The organism is Microbacterium sp. NPDC056736 (assembly GCF_042790415.1).
GTDB lineage: Bacteria > Actinomycetota > Actinomycetes > Actinomycetales > Microbacteriaceae > Microbacterium.
Map to the genome: position 1 here is coordinate 134,748 of NZ_JBHTZE010000004.1, position 15,580 is coordinate 150,327.

14 protein-coding genes are annotated in these 15,580 nt (G+C 71.3%); 5 read left to right on the forward strand and 9 right to left on the reverse strand.

Annotated elements, in window-relative coordinates:
• Window positions 1-60 precede the first annotated feature (60 nt).
• The gene (locus ACFRAL_RS10070) at window positions 61-1,140 is read left to right on the forward strand and encodes a winged helix DNA-binding domain-containing protein (RefSeq protein WP_336398376.1); all 1,080 of its coding nucleotides are present in this window, start codon (window positions 61-63) and stop codon (window positions 1,138-1,140) included.
• 15 nt (window positions 1,141-1,155) lie between these two features.
• On the opposite strand, the gene ACFRAL_RS10075 is transcribed toward ACFRAL_RS10070, so the two are convergent.
• A complete protein-coding gene (locus ACFRAL_RS10075) occupies window positions 1,156-2,592 on the reverse strand; it encodes a helix-turn-helix domain-containing protein (protein ID WP_378882355.1) in 1,437 nt (478 codons plus the stop codon).
• A 136-nt stretch (window positions 2,593-2,728) separates the two neighbouring features.
• On the opposite strand from ACFRAL_RS10075, the gene ACFRAL_RS10080 reads away from it, so the two are divergent.
• Window positions 2,729-4,609: a phosphoenolpyruvate carboxykinase (GTP) gene (locus tag ACFRAL_RS10080; RefSeq protein WP_378882358.1), complete on the forward strand. Its 1,881-nt coding sequence runs from the start codon at window positions 2,729-2,731 to the stop codon at window positions 4,607-4,609.
• 69 nt (window positions 4,610-4,678) lie between these two features.
• On the opposite strand, the gene ACFRAL_RS10085 is transcribed toward ACFRAL_RS10080, so the two are convergent.
• Window positions 4,679-6,691 carry an ABC transporter ATP-binding protein gene (locus tag ACFRAL_RS10085; RefSeq protein ID WP_378882361.1) on the reverse strand — a complete coding sequence of 671 codons (2,013 nt, stop codon included), beginning with the start codon at window positions 6,689-6,691 and terminating at the stop codon, window positions 4,679-4,681.
• 26 nt (window positions 6,692-6,717) lie between these two features.
• Window positions 6,718-6,933, reverse strand: a complete 216-nt coding sequence (locus ACFRAL_RS10090; RefSeq protein WP_336398380.1) for an AsnC family protein — start codon at window positions 6,931-6,933, stop codon at window positions 6,718-6,720.
• A 222-nt stretch (window positions 6,934-7,155) separates the two neighbouring features.
• Here ACFRAL_RS10090 and ACFRAL_RS10095 point away from each other — a divergent pair, with 222 nt between their 5' ends.
• From ACFRAL_RS10095 to ACFRAL_RS10105, 3 genes are read left to right on the forward strand one after another with little or no spacing between them, the layout of a single operon-like run.
• Window positions 7,156-8,097 (forward strand): ATP-binding cassette domain-containing protein, encoded by a 942-nt coding sequence (locus ACFRAL_RS10095; RefSeq protein ID WP_336398381.1) that lies wholly within the window; start codon window positions 7,156-7,158, stop codon window positions 8,095-8,097.
• Entirely contained in the window at window positions 8,094-8,975 is an 882-nt protein-coding gene (locus ACFRAL_RS10100; RefSeq protein WP_378882366.1) for an ABC transporter permease, read from the forward strand. The genes ACFRAL_RS10095 and ACFRAL_RS10100 overlap by 4 nt, the downstream gene beginning before the upstream one ends.
• Window positions 8,972-9,814, forward strand: a complete 843-nt coding sequence (locus tag ACFRAL_RS10105; protein ID WP_378882368.1) for an ABC transporter permease — start codon at window positions 8,972-8,974, stop codon at window positions 9,812-9,814. The genes ACFRAL_RS10100 and ACFRAL_RS10105 overlap by 4 nt, the downstream gene beginning before the upstream one ends.
• 64 nt (window positions 9,815-9,878) lie before the next feature.
• Here the strand turns inward: ACFRAL_RS10105 and ACFRAL_RS10110 are convergent, their stop codons facing one another.
• The 6 genes from ACFRAL_RS10110 to ribD form a co-directional block, all read right to left on the reverse strand.
• Window positions 9,879-11,357 (reverse strand): MFS transporter, encoded by a 1,479-nt coding sequence (locus tag ACFRAL_RS10110; protein ID WP_336398384.1) that lies wholly within the window; start codon window positions 11,355-11,357, stop codon window positions 9,879-9,881.
• Between the two features lie 199 nt (window positions 11,358-11,556).
• Window positions 11,557-11,910, reverse strand: a complete 354-nt coding sequence (locus tag ACFRAL_RS10115) for a Fe-S protein (RefSeq protein WP_336398385.1) — start codon at window positions 11,908-11,910, stop codon at window positions 11,557-11,559.
• Window positions 11,911-11,984: 74 nt separating this feature from the next.
• On the reverse strand, window positions 11,985-12,467 hold the full coding sequence (gene ribH / locus ACFRAL_RS10120) for a 6,7-dimethyl-8-ribityllumazine synthase (protein ID WP_336398386.1): 483 nt from the start codon (window positions 12,465-12,467) through the stop codon (window positions 11,985-11,987).
• Window positions 12,464-13,738 carry a GTP cyclohydrolase II gene (gene ribA / locus ACFRAL_RS10125; RefSeq protein WP_336398387.1) on the reverse strand — a complete coding sequence of 425 codons (1,275 nt, stop codon included), beginning with the start codon at window positions 13,736-13,738 and terminating at the stop codon, window positions 12,464-12,466. The genes ribH and ribA overlap by 4 nt, the downstream gene beginning before the upstream one ends.
• The gene (locus ACFRAL_RS10130; RefSeq protein ID WP_336398388.1) at window positions 13,735-14,406 is read right to left on the reverse strand and encodes a riboflavin synthase; all 672 of its coding nucleotides are present in this window, start codon (window positions 14,404-14,406) and stop codon (window positions 13,735-13,737) included. The genes ribA and ACFRAL_RS10130 overlap by 4 nt, the downstream gene beginning before the upstream one ends.
• Entirely contained in the window at window positions 14,406-15,443 is a 1,038-nt protein-coding gene (ribD, locus tag ACFRAL_RS10135) for a bifunctional diaminohydroxyphosphoribosylaminopyrimidine deaminase/5-amino-6-(5-phosphoribosylamino)uracil reductase RibD (protein ID WP_378882374.1), read from the reverse strand. Before ribD ends, ACFRAL_RS10130 begins: the two co-directional genes overlap by 1 nt.
• Between the last annotated feature and the right edge of the window lie 137 nt (window positions 15,444-15,580).

Sequence of the window (15,580 nt, forward strand, 5' to 3'; positions counted from 1 at the left end):
ACCCTCCGCCAGGGGTTATAGGGGACACCGGCTGTCCGCGGGCTGGGCCATGATGGGCGGATGGATGCCTCGACCGTGCGTCACGAGCGGCTCCGGTCGCATCGCCTGACCGCTCCCGCGGCGTCGGTCGCCGACGCCGCACGGCACATGCTCGCGACGCAGAGCCAGGAGTTCTGGGGCGGCCGCTGGGCGCTCGCGGCACGCACCCGCGGGCGCATCACGGTGCGCGACGTCGACGCCGCGTACGGGCGCGGCGAGATCGTGCGCACGTGGACGATGCGCGGGACGATCCACACGATCCCGGCCGCCGACGTCGCGTGGGTGCTCTCGGTGACCGCCCAGCGGCAGCTCCGTCAGGCCGCCGCCGTCCATCGTGCCGAGGGGATCGACGCCGACGAGGCCGATCGGGCCGAGCGCCTCGCCCGTGCGGCGCTCGCCGGCGGCGGTCGCCTCACCCGCAGGGAGCTGCTGGCGGTGTGGGAGCAGGGCGGCGTGTCGACGCTGCGCCAGCGCGGCTACCACCTCCTCGTCGCGCTGTCGCTGCGGTCCGTGCTGTGCCAGGGCCCCGTCGTCCCGCGCGAGAGCGGGCCGACCCGCGAGCAGTACTGGGTGCTCGCCGACGAGTGGATCACGGATGCCGCCGCCCCCGCCGATCCGCTCGCCGAGTTCTTCGTCCGCTACATCGCCTCGCACGGACCGGCCGGGCCGCGGGACTTCGCGTGGTGGACCGGGCTGCCGCTGGGGGTGTCGCGGGCCGCGGCGGAAGCGGCATCCGACCGGCTCGTCGTCGTCGCCGACGAGCCCGAGCCGCAGTATCTGGTCGCCGGCGCGGCGCCGCGACGCAGCGCGGCCGCACCCGAGGTCGTGGCCCTCCCGCCGTTCGAGGAGTACTACCTGTCGTACGTGGACCGCACCGTGCCGTGCGCGCCGGAGTTCCTGAGCGCGATCGGGCCGAGCATGAACGGCATCGTCCGGCCCATCCTCGTCGCCCGCGGCGAGGCCGTCGGCGTGTGGACCCACTCGGTCGCGGTGGGCCGGCATGCCGATGCGCCGGTGCCCGAGCTGTTCACGCCGGGGGCGGCGACGGATGCCGAGATCGCGGCCGCGCTCGACCGCTACCGGGACTTCATCACGGCGTAGGCGGGCGGCACGCGCTCAGGCGTGGCGGTCGAGGAAGTCGTAGACCTCGTTGTCGTCGACGCCGGGGAAGGTGCCGCGGGGGAGCGGCGAGAACATCTGCATGTGCACGCGCGCGCTCGGCCAGGCCTTCCCCGACCAGCGCTCGAGCACGTCGGGTGCCGCCCGGCGGCAGCAGGACTCGTCGGGGCACGTCGACGTGGCGCGCTTCTGGGTCTCGCGTCCGCGGAACCAGCGGGCGTCGTCGAAGGGCACACCGACGGTGATCGAGAACTCGCCCGCCGAGGTGGTGCCGGTCTGCGTCGAGCACCAGTACGTGCCGGCCGGAGTGTCGGTGTACTGGTAGTGCTCCGTCGTGCGGTTCTGCTCCGAGAACGCGGCGCGCGCCGAGAACTTGCGGCAGGCGATCTGGCCGTCCACCGCGCCGGTGACGTCCATCGGCAGGGGGAGGTCGTCGTTCTCGTAGACGCGCGAGATCGCCCCCGAGCCGTCGACGCGCAGGAAGTGCAGCTTGATGCCGAGGTGGTGGGTCGCGAGGTTGGTCAGGCGCATGCCCGCGGCCTCGTGCGTCACGCCGAAGGCGTCGCGGAAGTCCTCCACCGCGAGGTTGCGGTCCTTCTTGGCCTGCTGGAGGAACGCCACCGACGCCGTCTCGGGCATGAGGCAGCACGCGGCGTAGTAGTTGATCTCCAGTCGCTGCTGCAGGAAGTCGGCGTAGTCGGTGGGGCGCTCGTGCCCGAGCAGGCGGTGGGCCATCGCCTGCAGCGCCATCGAGCGCAGGCCGTGGCCGCCGGGGATCGAGGCGGGCGGCAGGTAGATGCGGCCGTGCTCGAGGTCGGTCACCGAGCGGGTCGAGTGGGGCAGGTCGTTGACGTAGATCAGCTCGAATCCGAGCTTCTCCGCCATGATGCTCACGGTGCGGTGGGTCAGCGCCCCGGTCGTGTGGCCCGCGGCCTTCAGCTGCTTCTCGGCGAGCTTCTCGATCTCGGGGAGGTAGTTGTCGCGCTCGCGCATCATGAGCCGCAGCTCGGTGTTCGCGCGGCGGGCCTCCTCGGGTGTCGCGATCGCCTCCTTCTCGCGGCGCTGCAACTCGCGGTGCAGCCCGAGGATCGACTCGATCGTCTCGTCGCTCATGCCCTTGGACACCTTGACGGGGGCGATCCCCAGCTGGCGGAAGACGGAGCTCGACTGCGCCCGGTCGAGCTCGATCTCGAGGGCCGCGCGCCGGTTGGGAGGCTCGGCCGACAGCAGGTCGGCGACCTCGACGCCGGTCGACGACGCGATCGCCTGCAGCAGCGAGAGCTTCGGCTCGCGCTTGCCGTTCTCGATGAGGCTCAGCTGGCTGCCGGCGACGCCGACGAGGGCGCCGAGCTCGTCCAGCGTGTAGCCGTGGGCGAGGCGCTGATGACGGATGCGGTGACCCAGGGTCGAGAGTTCGAGCGCGGTGGCGGGCATTCTTTGATGCTAGCGAAAGAATCAAGACTCTTGACGCCATGTTGCGTGGGAAAACAAGCTCAAGGGCATCCAAAGTAGAGGAAGAGCACGAATCTGAATCGTCTATCCGACGGTCGAATCAACGAGGAGCGACACTATGGCCCTTGCCGACATCTTCACCCGGACCGAAGGCTCCACCCCCGCCCGTCATGCCGCGACCCGGTCGTACGGCGCGGTGCCCACCGTCCAGGGTGAGGGCATGGCCGCCCTCACGCAGTGGGTCGACGAGATCGCCGCGCTGACGAAGCCGGCCCGCATCCACTGGGTGGACGGCTCGCGCGCCGAGAACGACGCGCTGCTGCGCGAGATGGTCGACGAGGGCAAGCTCATCAAGCTCAACCCCGAGTGGCGGCCGGGTTCGTACCTCGCCCGCTCGCACCCCAGCGACGTCGCCCGCACCGAGGCGCGCACCTTCATCGCCTCCGAGCGCGAGCAGGACGCGGGGCCGACGAACAACTGGGCCGCGCCCGACGAGATCCGGGCCACCATCACCCCGCTGTTCGAGGGCTCGATGGCCGGCCGCACGATGTACGTCGTGCCGTTCTCGATGGGGCCGGTCGGCGGGCCGCTGTCGCACATCGGCGTGCAGGTGACCGACAGCGCCTACGCCGTCACCTCGATCGGCATCATGACGCGCGTGGGCACCGAGGTGCTGCGCGAGATCGCCGGCGGTGCGCCGTGGGTCAAGACCGTGCACTCGGTGGGGGCCCCGCTGCAGCCTGGCCAGCAGGACGTCGCGTGGCCGTGCAACGACGAGAAGTACATCGTGCACTTCCCCGACACCCTCGAGGTGTGGTCGTTCGGCTCGGGCTACGGCGGCAACGCGATCCTGGCCAAGAAGTGCTTCGCGCTGCGCATCGCGTCGGTGATCGGCCGCGACGAGGGCTGGCTCGCAGAGCACATGCTGCTCATCCGCGTGATCGACCCGGCCGGCCGCGCCTACCACCTCGCGGCCGCGTTCCCCTCGGCGTGCGGCAAGACGAACCTCGCGATGCTGCGGCCGACCATCCCCGGCTGGCGCGTCGAGACCCTCGGCGACGACATCGCGTGGCTCCGCCCCGGCGAGGACGGGCGCCTGTGGGCGATCAATCCCGAGGCCGGCTTCTTCGGCGTCGCCCCGGGCACCGGCGAGTCCACGAACGTCACGGCCGTCGAGACGCTGTGGGGCAACACGATCTTCACCAACGTCGCGCTGCGCCCCGACGGCGACGTGTGGTGGGAGGGTCTCACCGACGAGCCGCCGGCGGAGCTCACCGACTGGGAGGGGAACCCCTGGACCCCGGCATCCGGTCGTCCCGCCGCGCACCCGAACTCGCGCTTCACCGTCGCCGCTGCCCAGTGCCCGCAGATCGCCGACGACTGGGACGCCCCGCAGGGCGTGCCGCTGGACGCGATCCTGTTCGGCGGGCGCCGGGCGACGAACGTGCCGCTCGTCGTGGAGGCCACCGACTGGACCCACGGCGTCTTCATGGGCTCGAACATCTCGTCCGAGCGCACCGCCGCCGCCGAGGGCACGGTCGGCGAGCTGCGCCGCGACCCGTTCGCGATGCTGCCCTTCTGCGGTTACAACATGGCCGACTACTTCGGGCACTGGCTCAAGGTCGGGCAGAAGCTGCGCTTCGACCGCGCCCCGCGCGTGTTCCAGGTGAACTGGTTCCGCAAGGGCGCCGACGGCCGCTTCCTGTGGCCGGGCTTCGGCGACAACTCGCGCGTCATCGACTGGATCATCCGGCGCATCGAGGGCGAGGTCGGCGCGATCGACAGCCCGATCGGACGCCTCCCGCGCAACGAGGACCTCGACCTCGACGGCATCGAGGTGTCGCAGGCCGACCTCGACGAGCTGTTCGCCATCGACCGCGACCTGTGGCTGCACGAGGCCGACCTCACCGAGGAGTTCTACCGCACCTTCGACGGCCGCGTGCCCGCCCCCCTCTGGGCCGAGCTCGCCGCCCTGCGGTACCGGCTCCAGCGCGCCTGACGCGCCCCCGACCGGCGCCCGGCCCCTCTTCTTCGCAGAGGGTCCGGGCGCCTCATCACGGGCGCCGCGTCAGACGAGCAGCTGGTGCTTGGCCAGCTCGCGGTACAGCGGCGTCGACTGCACGAGCTCGGAGTGCGTGCCCTGGCCGACCACCCGGCCGTGCTCCATGACGACGATGTGGTCGCTGTCGACGACGGTCGACAGGCGGTGCGCGATCACGATGAGCGTGCGGCCGGCCGCGACGGCGTCGATCGCCTCGCGCATGCGCTGCTCATTCAGCCCGTCGAGCGACGAGGTCGACTCGTCGAGCAGCAGGATCGGGGGAGCGGCCAGCAGCGCCCGGGCGATCGCCAGGCGCTGGCGCTCGCCGCCCGAGAGCATGACGCCCGACTCGCCCACGGGCGCGTCGACGCCGAGCGGGTTGCGATCGAGCACCTCGCCGAGATTCACGGCGCGCAGCACGGCCTCGCATTCGGAATCGGATGCCTCGGGCGAGGCCAGCCGAAGGTTGTCGCCGATGGTCCCGGCCAGGGTCGGGGCGTCCTGTTCGACGTAGCCGAGCTGCGCGCGCAGCTCGACGCGGTCGAGCGTGCGCACGTCCGTGCCGTCGAGCAGGATCGCGCCGCCGGTGGGGTCGTAGAAGCGCTCGATGAGCGCGAGGGTCGTGCTCTTGCCCGCACCCGAAGGGCCGACGAGCGCGACGCGCGCGCCGCGCGGGACCGAGAACGACACCCCCCGCAGCACCTCGGCATCGCCCGAGACGGATGCAGCGGCATCCGTCCGTCCGTCCGTGCTGCCGGAGACGGACTCGTCGCCGAGCGCGATCGCCGAGGTGTCGACGTGAGCGCTCTCGAGCACCGCCCGCGCCTCGGACTCGGCCTTGCGGCGCGCCTCGACGACGTTCTCGGGGTATCGGAACCGCACGTCGCGGAACTCGATGGCCGGCGCTTCGGCACGCTCAGCGACCGGGTCCGGTCCCTGAGCCTGTCGGAGGGCCCGTGCCGCGATGGCGGCGTCGTCCTGCGACTCGGTGGGAAGGTCGAGCACCTCCTGGATGCGGCCGAGGGCGCCGAGCGCCTGGCTCACCGACGTGATGGCGCCGAAGAACGAGCCCAGCGGTGCGATCAGCATGAACAGGAACATGATGAACGTCACGAGGCTCGCGATCGACAGCGCGCCGGTCGCGACGCGGAAGCCGCCCAGGCCGATGACTACCAGCAGTGACACCTGCAGTGCGACGCTGGCGATGGGCACCACCAGCGCCGACACCTTCGCGATGCGCACGCCGACGGTGTAGGCATCCGTCGCCTGCGCGGTGACCGCGTCGATCTCACGAGCGGTCGCGCCGGACGCGCGGACGGTGCGGATCGATCCGACGGCGCGCTCGACGCCCGACGCGAGCGCGCCGACCTTCTCCTGCTGCTCGGTCGAGGCGGTGCGGATGCGGCCGCTCAGTGCGGTGACGCCGAGCACCGAGATGCCGATCACGACCACGATGATCGCGAGCAGCACCGGGTCGATGATCGCCATGGCGACGAGCGCGCCCACGAACAGCAGCGCGTTGCCGATCGAGTCTGCGAGCCCCTGCGTGAGCGCGGAGTAGAGGAGTGTCGTGTCGCTGCCGACGCGCGAGACGAGGTCGCCGGTGCGGCGCGCGTCGAACTCGCTGACGGGCAGGTGCAGGATGCGCGCGATGAGCCGGCGGCGGCTCGAGTAGACGACGGCCGTGCCCGTGCGCTGCAGCAGGTAGTGCTGCCACCCCGAGATGAGCGAGGCCAAGAGGACGAAGCCGACGAGCGCCCAGACCAGCAGGCCCAGGTCGAGCCCCTCCTGCACGCGCGTGATGACCTGGCCGACCAGAAGCGGCTGCACGAGGGATGCGGCGGCGCTCAGGATGCTGAGCACCACCACGACGGCGAGGGTGCGCTTGTGCTCGAAGAGGTAGGGGAGCAGCTGCCCGAAAGAGGCACGGGGGCCGTCGTCCTGCTTGCCGCGGCGCGAGCGGCCGCGCGGCGCGCGAGGGGAGGGGGACGCCGTGGGCGGTGCGACGGCGGGGGCTTCGTCGAGTTCGGCGGAGGGCATGGGTGTACCTCGTTCGTGAAAAGGGCTTACCTTCGACCGTACTTCTTGTGGACGGCCTGTCGGCTCACGCCCAGGGCGCTCGCGATCGCCTGCCACGAGAAGCCGAGGTTGCGGGCCTTGCGCACCTGCACCTCTTCGGCGCGGGCGAGCTCGCGGCGCACCTCGGCGAGGCGGTGCAGCTCGGCCAGGGGTTCGCGCGCGCCGGCCGCCCCGATCAGGGTGCTCAGGTCGTCGCCGCTCATCGTGCGCCTCTCGTGCGGGCCGCCCATCGGTCGATGAGCTGTCGGATCACGGATGCCGCAGGCCGCGGCATCCGTCGTCAACCATAGTTGACACGCCGCGGCGCCGTCAACTCGCGTTGACGCTGCAGCCGCCAACTCGACCGAGGAAGGGTGCGGGCAGGGGAGCGCCGTGGGCGCATGACGGCGCTGGGCGGTGTCGGAGCGGGGCGTTAGGGTGGTCCGGTGCCCGCCCCCGTGATCGAAGCTGCGAACCTCGTCAAGGCCTACAAGGTCAAGGGCAAGCCCGACTTCCTCGCCGTCGACGGCCTCTCGTTCGAGGTCGCGCCCGGCGAGTCGTTCGGCCTGCTCGGCCCGAACGGCGCAGGCAAGTCGACGACGATGAAGATGATCGGCGCCGTCTCGACCCGCACCGCCGGCGACCTCGAGATCCTCGGGCTCGACCCCGACCGCTACGGGCCGGAGATCCGCTCGCGCCTCGGCGTCGTGCCCCAGCAGGACAACCTCGACGGCGAGCTCAACGCGCGCGAGAACCTCTACATCTACGGCCGCTACTTCGGCCTGCCCGGCCGGGTGTGCGCCGAGAAGGCCGACGAGCTGCTGGCCTTCGCCGCGCTGGAAGACAAGGCCAAGTCGAAGGTCGACCAGCTCTCGGGCGGGATGAAGCGACGGCTGACGATCGCCCGCGGCCTCATCAACGACCCGCGCATCCTGCTCCTCGACGAGCCGACCACGGGCCTGGACCCGCAGGCGCGGCACGTGCTGTGGGACCGGCTGTTCCGCCTCAAGGAGCGCGGCACGACGCTCGTGCTGACGACGCACTACATGGACGAGGCCGAGCAGCTGTGCGACCGCCTCATCGTCGTGGACAAGGGCCGCATCATGGCCGAGGGCACGCCGGCGTCACTCATCCGCGACCACTCCAGCCGCGAGGTGCTCGAGGTGCGGTTCGGCTCCGACCGCAACGAGCAGGTCGCGCCGCTGCTCGAAGGCATCGGCGACCGCGTCGAGGTGCTGCCCGACCGCGTGCTCGTCTACGCGCGCAACGGCGAAGAGGCCCTCGAGGCCGTCACGCACCGCGGTCTCCGCCCGATCACGAGCCTCGTGCGCCGCTCGAGCCTCGAGGACGTCTTCCTGCGCCTGACCGGAAGGTCGCTGATCGAATGACCGCGCGACCCGAAGACGCCGGCGCCGCCGCGACGACCGCGGCGCCGTCGCTCGACGAGCTGCGTGCCGAGGCGCTGCAGTGGGGGCGCAAGCCCCGCCTGTTCGGCACCTGGTACGTCACCGAGCACATGGTGCGTGCCATGCGCGCCTACGGCTGGACGATCATCGTCGGCGCGCTGGGCCAGCCGATCCTCTACCTCCTGGGCCTGGCGGTGGGGCTCGCGGCGCTCATCGACGCGCCGATCGTCGAGAACGGCGTGGAGGTGTCGTACCTCGTGTTCGTCGCCCCCGCCCTTCTCATGACCGCCGCGATCTCGGTCGCGTCCGAGGAGTTCTCCTACCCGGTGATGGCCGGCTTCAAGTGGCGGCGCTACTTCTTCGGCTTCAGCGCCTCGGCGCTCTCCCCCGGTCAGATCGCCGGCGGTGTGGTCGCCGGCGCCTCTGCGCGCATCATCTTCGTCGTCGTCGCCTACTACGCCTTCCTCTGGATCTTCGGCGCCGTGCCCGACCCGGCGACCGGCTGGCTCACCATCCCCATCGGCCTGCTCGCGGGGCTCGCGTTCGGAATCCCGTACATGGCGTACGCCGCCTCGATCACGGAGGACAAAGGGCAGATCGCGCTGGTCCAGCGCTTCATCTTCATGCCCATGTTCCTGTTCTCGGGCACGTTCTATCCGCTGGCCACGCTTCCGCTGTGGCTGCAGTGGATCGGATGGGTCTCGCCCCTCTGGCACGCCACCGAGCTCGGCCGCATCGTCACCTACGGCAAACCCGCCGAACCCTTCATGATCGTCGTGCACGTCGGCTACCTGCTCGTGCTGTCCATCGGCGGCTACCTCGTCGGCAGGCGTCTGTTCGGCAGGAGGCTGGCCGCATGACCACCGTCCGACAGTCCTCCGGACCGGAGGAGACGCAGGCGCAGGTCCGCCGTGGCGGCGTGCGGGCGCTGTGGGCGGGCAACCCGCAGGCCGTGGTGCAGCGCGGGCTCCTCGCCGCCCGCTCGTCGAGCTGGGCCGTCGTGCTCTCGGGCTTTTTCGAGCCCGTGTTCTACCTCGCCTCGATGGGCATCGGGCTCGGTGCCCTCATCGGCGATGTCCAGACCTCCAGCGGCGTCGAGGTGCCCTACGCGGCCTTCATCGCCCCGGCGCTCCTGGCGGTGTCGGCGATGAACGGCGCCATCTACGACTCGACGTGGAACGTCTTCTTCAAGCTCAACTACGGCAAGCTCTACGAGGGGATGCTGGCGACCTCCATGGGGCCGCTCGACGTGGCGCTCGGCGAGATCCTCTACGCGCTGCTGCGCGGGCTGCTCTACGCCACCGGCTTCATGGTGATCATGCAGCTGCTCGGGCTGAATCTGGCCTGGACCGCGATCCTCGCGCTGCCGGCGGTGCTGCTCATCGCCTTCGGTTTCGCCAGCCTCGGCATGGCGGTCACCAGCTACATGAAGACCTTCCAGCAGATGGACTGGATCAACTTCGTGCTGCTGCCGATGTTCCTCTTCTCGGCGACGCTGTACCCCATCACCATCTACCCCGAGTGGATCCAGGGCATCATCATGGCCTTCCCGCTGTGGCACGGTGTCGAGCTGGTCCGCGGCCTCACCACCGGCATCCTCACGCCCGACATGTGGTGGCACGTCCTGTACTACGTCGTCATGATCGCCGTGGGCCTGGTCTTCACCACGAAGCGGCTGCGCGCGCTGTTCCTGGACTGAGGTCACAGACGACGGATGCCCCGACCCGGCCGGGTCGGGGCATCCGTCGTCCGATGCGATATCGCTAGAGCGAACCGGTCGCACCGACGCCCAGGTCGGCGTCGTAGTCCACGTCCTTCGTCTCGGGCGCGAGGAGCAGCGCGATGAACGTCAGCACCGCCATCGCCGACAGGTACACCCCGACCAGCACGGGGCTGCCGCCGGCGGACGCCCACAGCCAGACCGCGACGATCGGCGCGAGGGCCGCCCCGAGGATCGACGACACGTTGTACGAGATGGCCGATCCCGAGTACCGGACGTTGGTCGGGAACAGCTCCGGCAGCACGGCGCCCATCGGCCCGAACGTGGAGCCCATCAGCATGAACCCGAAGACGAGGAACGCCTGCGTGAGGGCTCCGGTGAACTTCGGGTCGGCCTGCGGGAGCAGGAAGATGTTGAAGGTGAGGCCGAACACGATGATCAGACCCGTCACCCACAGCAGCAGGCGGCGGCGGCCGATCGCGTCGGCGATCGGACCGGACAGCAGCGTGAAGATGCCGAAGAACACCACGCCGATGATCTGCATCAGCACGAAGTCGGTGTAGCCGAAGCCCAGACCCGGGTAGAACTGCGCCGCGAAGGCGTCGGCGTCGAACGGGTTGCCCGCGGCCTCGGCGGCCGCCTGCGCGGCGGCCGATGCCGTCTCGAGGTCCGCCGCCTTCGTGCCGTACGAGAGGGTGAAGTTCGTCATCAGGTAGAACAGCACGTACGTCGCCAGCATGATGAACGTGCCGAGGATCAGGTGCCACCAGTGGTGACGCAGGACCGTCGCCAGCGGGAACTTGCGGATCGCGCCCTTGGCCTCCGCCTTGACGAAGGTGTCGGACTCGACGAGGCGCAGGCGCACCCACAGGCCGATGATCACCATGACCGCCGAGAACAGGAACGGCACGCGCCATCCCCACGCGAGGAAGTCGTCCGAGCGCTGTCCTGCGCCGTCCGGGTGCGGGAGCAGGTAGTTGATCGCGAGGAACACCGAGTTGGCGATGATGAAGCCCAGCGGGGCACCCAGCTGCGGGAACGTGCCGTACCAGGCGCGCTTGCCCTTCGGGGCGTTCTCGGTCGCGACGAGCGCCGCGCCCGACCACTCGCCGCCGAGCGCGAAGCCCTGGGCGAGGCGGAGCACCAGCAGCAATACGGCCGCCCACACGCCGATCTCGTTGAAGGTCGGGAGGCATCCGATCAGGAAGGTCGCGATGCCCATCGTGAGGAGCGAGGCGACGAGGGTCGCCTTGCGCCCGAAGCGGTCGCCGAAGTGGCCGAACACCACCGCGCCGAGCGGCCGGGCGATCATGGCGGCGCCGAACACGCTGAACGAGAGCAGGAGCGACGTGGTGTCGTTGCCGGTGGGGAAGAAGAGGATGGGGAAGACCAGGACGGCGGCGGTCGCGTAGACGTAGAAGTCGTAGAACTCGATCGTCGTGCCGACGAGGCTCGCGGTGATGACGCGGGAACGGGGATTGGCGGGGGCCGCGGGCGTGGCGGCGGACGTGCGGGAAGTCATTGTCACCTGGGGGAGTGCGGAGCGAAGCATCCGGGTCGGATGCGGCGGTGGGCGTCCGCACGGCGCAGGGTGATGCGTCAGGCGGCACTGCACTGGATCACCGTGAGCACGGGCGGGGTCGCCCGGCACGAGGATCGAGTCTACCCCCGGCTGCGGATGCCGCGACGCGGGGTCGCGGCATCCGCTCGTTCCCGCTGGATCAGCGCCAGAGCACCGCGATCGCGGCGTTGGCGAAGGTGAGGATGCCGATCGACCAGAAGATCGCCGGCGGCACCGAGCCGGACTTGCGCTGGCGGCCGGCGCCGATGCCCAGCAGCGCGCCGATGATCAGGAGGATGACCAGCTTCACGCCGATCTTGGCGTAATCGAGGTCGTACTCGATGCCCCAGGGGGCGGCGAGGATGAGGCCGGCGACACCCGCGATGCCGAGACCCCAGTGCATGAGACGCGTGATGTGGTGCTTCCCGTTGACCAGTTCGACGACCCAGGCTCCGAAGAGGATGGCGAAGCCGACGAGGTGGACGAGCACGACGACGTGGCGGAGGATTTCCATGCCATCAGCCTACCTGAAGGTTGCCTCGCCTCCAGGGCCGATCGCGGCGGCGCGGCGCGGCCCGCGCCACCCGGTCACCGAGCCTGTCGGAGCTCCCGCAGCACGAGCGCGGTGCGCAGCGCGGCGTCCGCCGCCTCGTACCCCTTGTCCTCCTTCGACCCCTCGAGTCCGGCGCGGTCGATGCCCTGCGCCTCGTCGTCGAGCGTGAGCACACCGAAGCCCACCGGCTTGCCGGTGTCCAGCGCCACGCGCGTGAGGCCGTCGGTGGCCGCGTTCGAGACGAAGTCGAAGTGAGGCGTGCCACCGCGGATGATCACCCCGAGCGCGACCGCCGCATCGGCGCCGGCGTCCAGCGCCGCCTTCGCGACGACCGGCAGCTCGAACGAGCCCGGTACGCGGACGAGGCGCCAGGAGGCGCCCGACGCCTCGAGGGCGCGCTCGGCGCCGGCGATGAGGCCGTCGGTGATCGTGTCGTGCCACGTGCCGGCGACGACGACCACGTCCAGGCCCGCGCCGTCGATCCGGTCGGTGGCCTGGGGAGCGCCCTTGCCGCTCATCGCTCTGCTCCTTCGTGCATCTGGGCCAGCGCGTCGGCGAGATCCGCCTCGGCGATGATGTGGCCCATGCGGTCGCGCTTGGTCGCGAGGTACTGGTGGTTGTTCGGGCCGACGCCCACGAGGAGCGGAACCTGCTCGACGATGTCGAGTCCGAGGGCTCGCAGCTGCGCCACCTTGTCGGTGTTGTTGGTCAGCAGGCGCACCTTCTCGATGCCGAGGTCGGTGAGGATCCCCGCCGCCGCCGCGTAGTCGCGCGCATCGGCCGGGAGGCCGAGCGCCAGGTTCGCATCGACGGTGTCGAGTCCGCGCTCCTGCAGCGAGTACGCGCGCAGCTTGTTGATGAGCCCGATGCCGCGCCCCTCGTGGCCGCGCATGTAGATGACGACCCCGCCGTCCTGCTCGATGGCGTCCAGCGCCGCATCGAGCTGGGGGCCGCACTCGCACTTGAGCGACCCGAAGGCTTCGCCGGTCAGGCACTCGGAGTGCACGCGCACCAGCGGCGCGTCGGAGAGCTCGCCCGAGACGACCGCGATGTGGTCGGTGCCGGTGACGCGGTCCTTGTACGCGAGGAAGCGGAAGTCGCCGTGCGAGGTGGGCACGCGCGCCTCGGCGCGCAGGCTCACGCGGCGCTTGTGCGCGCCGTGGGTCGCCGGGTCGCACGGCGCGGTCTCGTCGAGGTGGGCGATGAGCTGCTCGATCGTGATCACCGGGATGTCGTGCTCGGCGCCGAGCTCCTGGAGACCCGGCAGTCGCATCATGCTGCCGTCGTCGGCCACGACCTCGCCGATGACACCGACCGGCGTGAGCTCGGCGAGGCGCATGAGCTCCACCGCGGCCTCGGTGTGGCCGGCCCGCTCGCGGACGCCGCCGTCGACGGCGCGCAGGGGCAGGATGTGGCCGGGGCGGATGAGGCTGGCAGGCGTCGACTCGGGGTCGGCCAGCACGTTGAGCGTGTGCGCGCGGTCGGATGCGCTGATGCCCGTCGACGAGCGGTCGGCCGCGTCGACGCTGACGGTGTACGCGGTGCCGCGGGCGTCCTCGTTGACCTCCACCATCGGGGGGAGGTCGAGACGGTCGGCCCAGTCGGCGGGCATCGGGGCGCACAGGAAGCCGCTGGTCCAGCGGACGGTCCAGGCGACCCACTCGGGCGTCGCGAGCTGTGCCGACAGCACGACGTCGCCCTCGTTCTCGCGGTTCTCATCGTCGGCGACGATGACCGGCCGGCCGGCGCGCAGCGCCGCCAGGGCCTCGGGGATCGTGGAAAGGCTCATGCGGAGCCTCCTTCCGTGGGTGCGGACGTCGCCGCGGAGACTGCTGAGGCGGCCGGGGCCGTGGAGGCGAAGGAGAGGAGGCGCTGCACGTGCCGCGCCAGGATGTCGGTCTCGAGGTTGACGCGGTCGCCCGGGACGCGGGCGCCGAGGGTCGTCGCGGCGAGGGTCTCGGGAATGAGCGAGACCTCGAACCAGCCGTCGCCGGGGGAGGCGGGGCTGGCGGCGCTGACCGTGAGCGAGACGCCGTCGACGGCGATCGAGCCCTTGTCGACGACAAGGGGCGCGAGCGGTGCCGGCAGCGAGATGCGCAGCACCTGCCACTGCGCGCCGGGGCGCACCTCGAGCACCTCGCCGGTGCCGTCGATGTGACCCTGCACGATGTGCCCGCCCAGTCGTCCGTGCGCGGCCGTGGCGCGCTCGAGGTTCACGCGGCGTCCCGCTGCGACCCCGGCGAGGGTCGACATGTCCAGAGTCTGCTTCATCACGTCCGCGGTGAACCAGTCCGCGCCCTGGTCGACGACGGTGAGGCACACGCCGCTGACCGAGATCGAGTCGCCGTGCGCGGCATCCGACACCGCCTTCGGGGCGGTGACCGTCACGCGCACGCCGTCGCCCGACGGCTCGACGGCGGCGATCTCGCCGATCTCCTCGACGATTCCGGTGAACATCACTCGTCTCCTTCCGACGACGGGCGGGCGACGATGAGCAGATCATCGCCGAGGGGGGTGACGGATGCCACGGCCAGGCGTCGCGCCTCGGTGATCGTTGTCACGCCGATGTCCTGGAGCGCGAGGCGGTCGCCGCCGAGCAGCACGGGGGCGACGTACACGAGGAGCTCGTCGGCGAGCCCGTCGCGAAGGAAGGAGGCGGCGACGGAGGGCCCGCCCTCGACGAACACGCGCTGCACGCCGCGACGGCGGAGGTCTTCGAGCAGCGCCGGGAGGCCGCCGGACGCGGGGTCGCCGGGGAACTGCAGGAATGCGTGCGGGTGCCGGCGCAGCGCCGCGGTCTCGGGCACCGCGCGGGCGCCCACGACGACGGGGACAGGCTGTCGCGACAGGAGCGAGCCGTCCTCGGCGCGCGCGGTGAGGGCCGGGTCGTCGGCGAGGACCGTGCCGGTGCCGGCCACGATCGCGTCCGCCTGCGCCCGGCGAACGTGGACGTCGGCGCGCGCCACCGGTCCGGTGATCCACTGGCTGGTGCCGTCGGATGCCGCAGCCCGCCCGTCGAGGCTCTGGGCCCACTTCACCGTCACGTGAGGGCGACCGAGGCGCTGCACCGTGAGCCACGCGTCGAGCAGCGCGGCCGCCTCCGGCGCGAACAGGCCGGACTCGACGTCCACGCCGGCAGCGCGGAGCCGGTCGGCGCCGCCGGAGGAGTGGTCGCCGGGGTCGGCGACGGCGTACACCACGCGGGCGACCCCGGCGGCGATGAGCGCCTGGGCGCACGGGCCGGTGCGTCCGGTGTGGTTGCAGGGTTCGAGGGTGACGACGGCGGTCGCACCGCGGGCTGCGCCCGGCGCCAGCTGCGACAGGGCATCGACCTCGGCGTGCGGCGTCCCGGCGCCGCGGTGCCAGCCCTCGGCGAGGATCTCGCCGTCGGGCGAGAGCAGCACGGCACCGACCTGCGGGTTCACGCCCCGCGGGCCGCGCACGGCGAGCTCCAGCGCGCGACGCATCGCGTCGTGTTCCGCTGCGCTTGCCATCCGGCCCCTCGTCTCGTCGTCGTCTACGACGCTCCGGGGCACGGGAAGCCGCGGCGCGCAGGGCGCCGCTCGTGCTGCCTCCCATCCGGACTAGCGACGGATACCCGTCGCATCACCGTCGGTTCCGGAGTTCCACC

Bases quoted from the DNA above. Each gene is read 5' to 3' on its own strand.
- ACFRAL_RS10080 (WP_378882358.1), top strand. From the start codon at position 2,729: ATGGCCCTTGCCGACATCTTCACCCGGACCGAAGGCTCCACCCCCGCC.
- ACFRAL_RS10070 (WP_336398376.1), top strand. From the start codon at position 61: ATGGATGCCTCGACCGTGCGTCACGAGCGGCTCCGGTCGCATCGCCTG.
- ACFRAL_RS10115 (WP_336398385.1), bottom strand. From the start codon at position 11,910: ATGGAAATCCTCCGCCACGTCGTCGTGCTCGTCCACCTCGTCGGCTTC.
- ACFRAL_RS10090 (WP_336398380.1), bottom strand. From the start codon at position 6,933: ATGAGCGGCGACGACCTGAGCACCCTGATCGGGGCGGCCGGCGCGCGC.
- ACFRAL_RS10105 (WP_378882368.1), top strand. From the start codon at position 8,972: ATGACCACCGTCCGACAGTCCTCCGGACCGGAGGAGACGCAGGCGCAG.
- ACFRAL_RS10075 (WP_378882355.1), bottom strand. From the start codon at position 2,592: ATGCCCGCCACCGCGCTCGAACTCTCGACCCTGGGTCACCGCATCCGT.
- ribA (WP_336398387.1), bottom strand. From the start codon at position 13,738: ATGAGCCTTTCCACGATCCCCGAGGCCCTGGCGGCGCTGCGCGCCGGC.
- ACFRAL_RS10110 (WP_336398384.1), bottom strand. From the start codon at position 11,357: ATGACTTCCCGCACGTCCGCCGCCACGCCCGCGGCCCCCGCCAATCCC.
- ribD (WP_378882374.1), bottom strand. From the start codon at position 15,443: ATGGCAAGCGCAGCGGAACACGACGCGATGCGTCGCGCGCTGGAGCTC.
- ribH (WP_336398386.1), bottom strand. From the start codon at position 12,467: ATGAGCGGCAAGGGCGCTCCCCAGGCCACCGACCGGATCGACGGCGCG.
- ACFRAL_RS10100 (WP_378882366.1), top strand. From the start codon at position 8,094: ATGACCGCGCGACCCGAAGACGCCGGCGCCGCCGCGACGACCGCGGCG.
- ACFRAL_RS10130 (WP_336398388.1), bottom strand. From the start codon at position 14,406: ATGTTCACCGGAATCGTCGAGGAGATCGGCGAGATCGCCGCCGTCGAG.
- ACFRAL_RS10085 (WP_378882361.1), bottom strand. From the start codon at position 6,691: ATGCCCTCCGCCGAACTCGACGAAGCCCCCGCCGTCGCACCGCCCACG.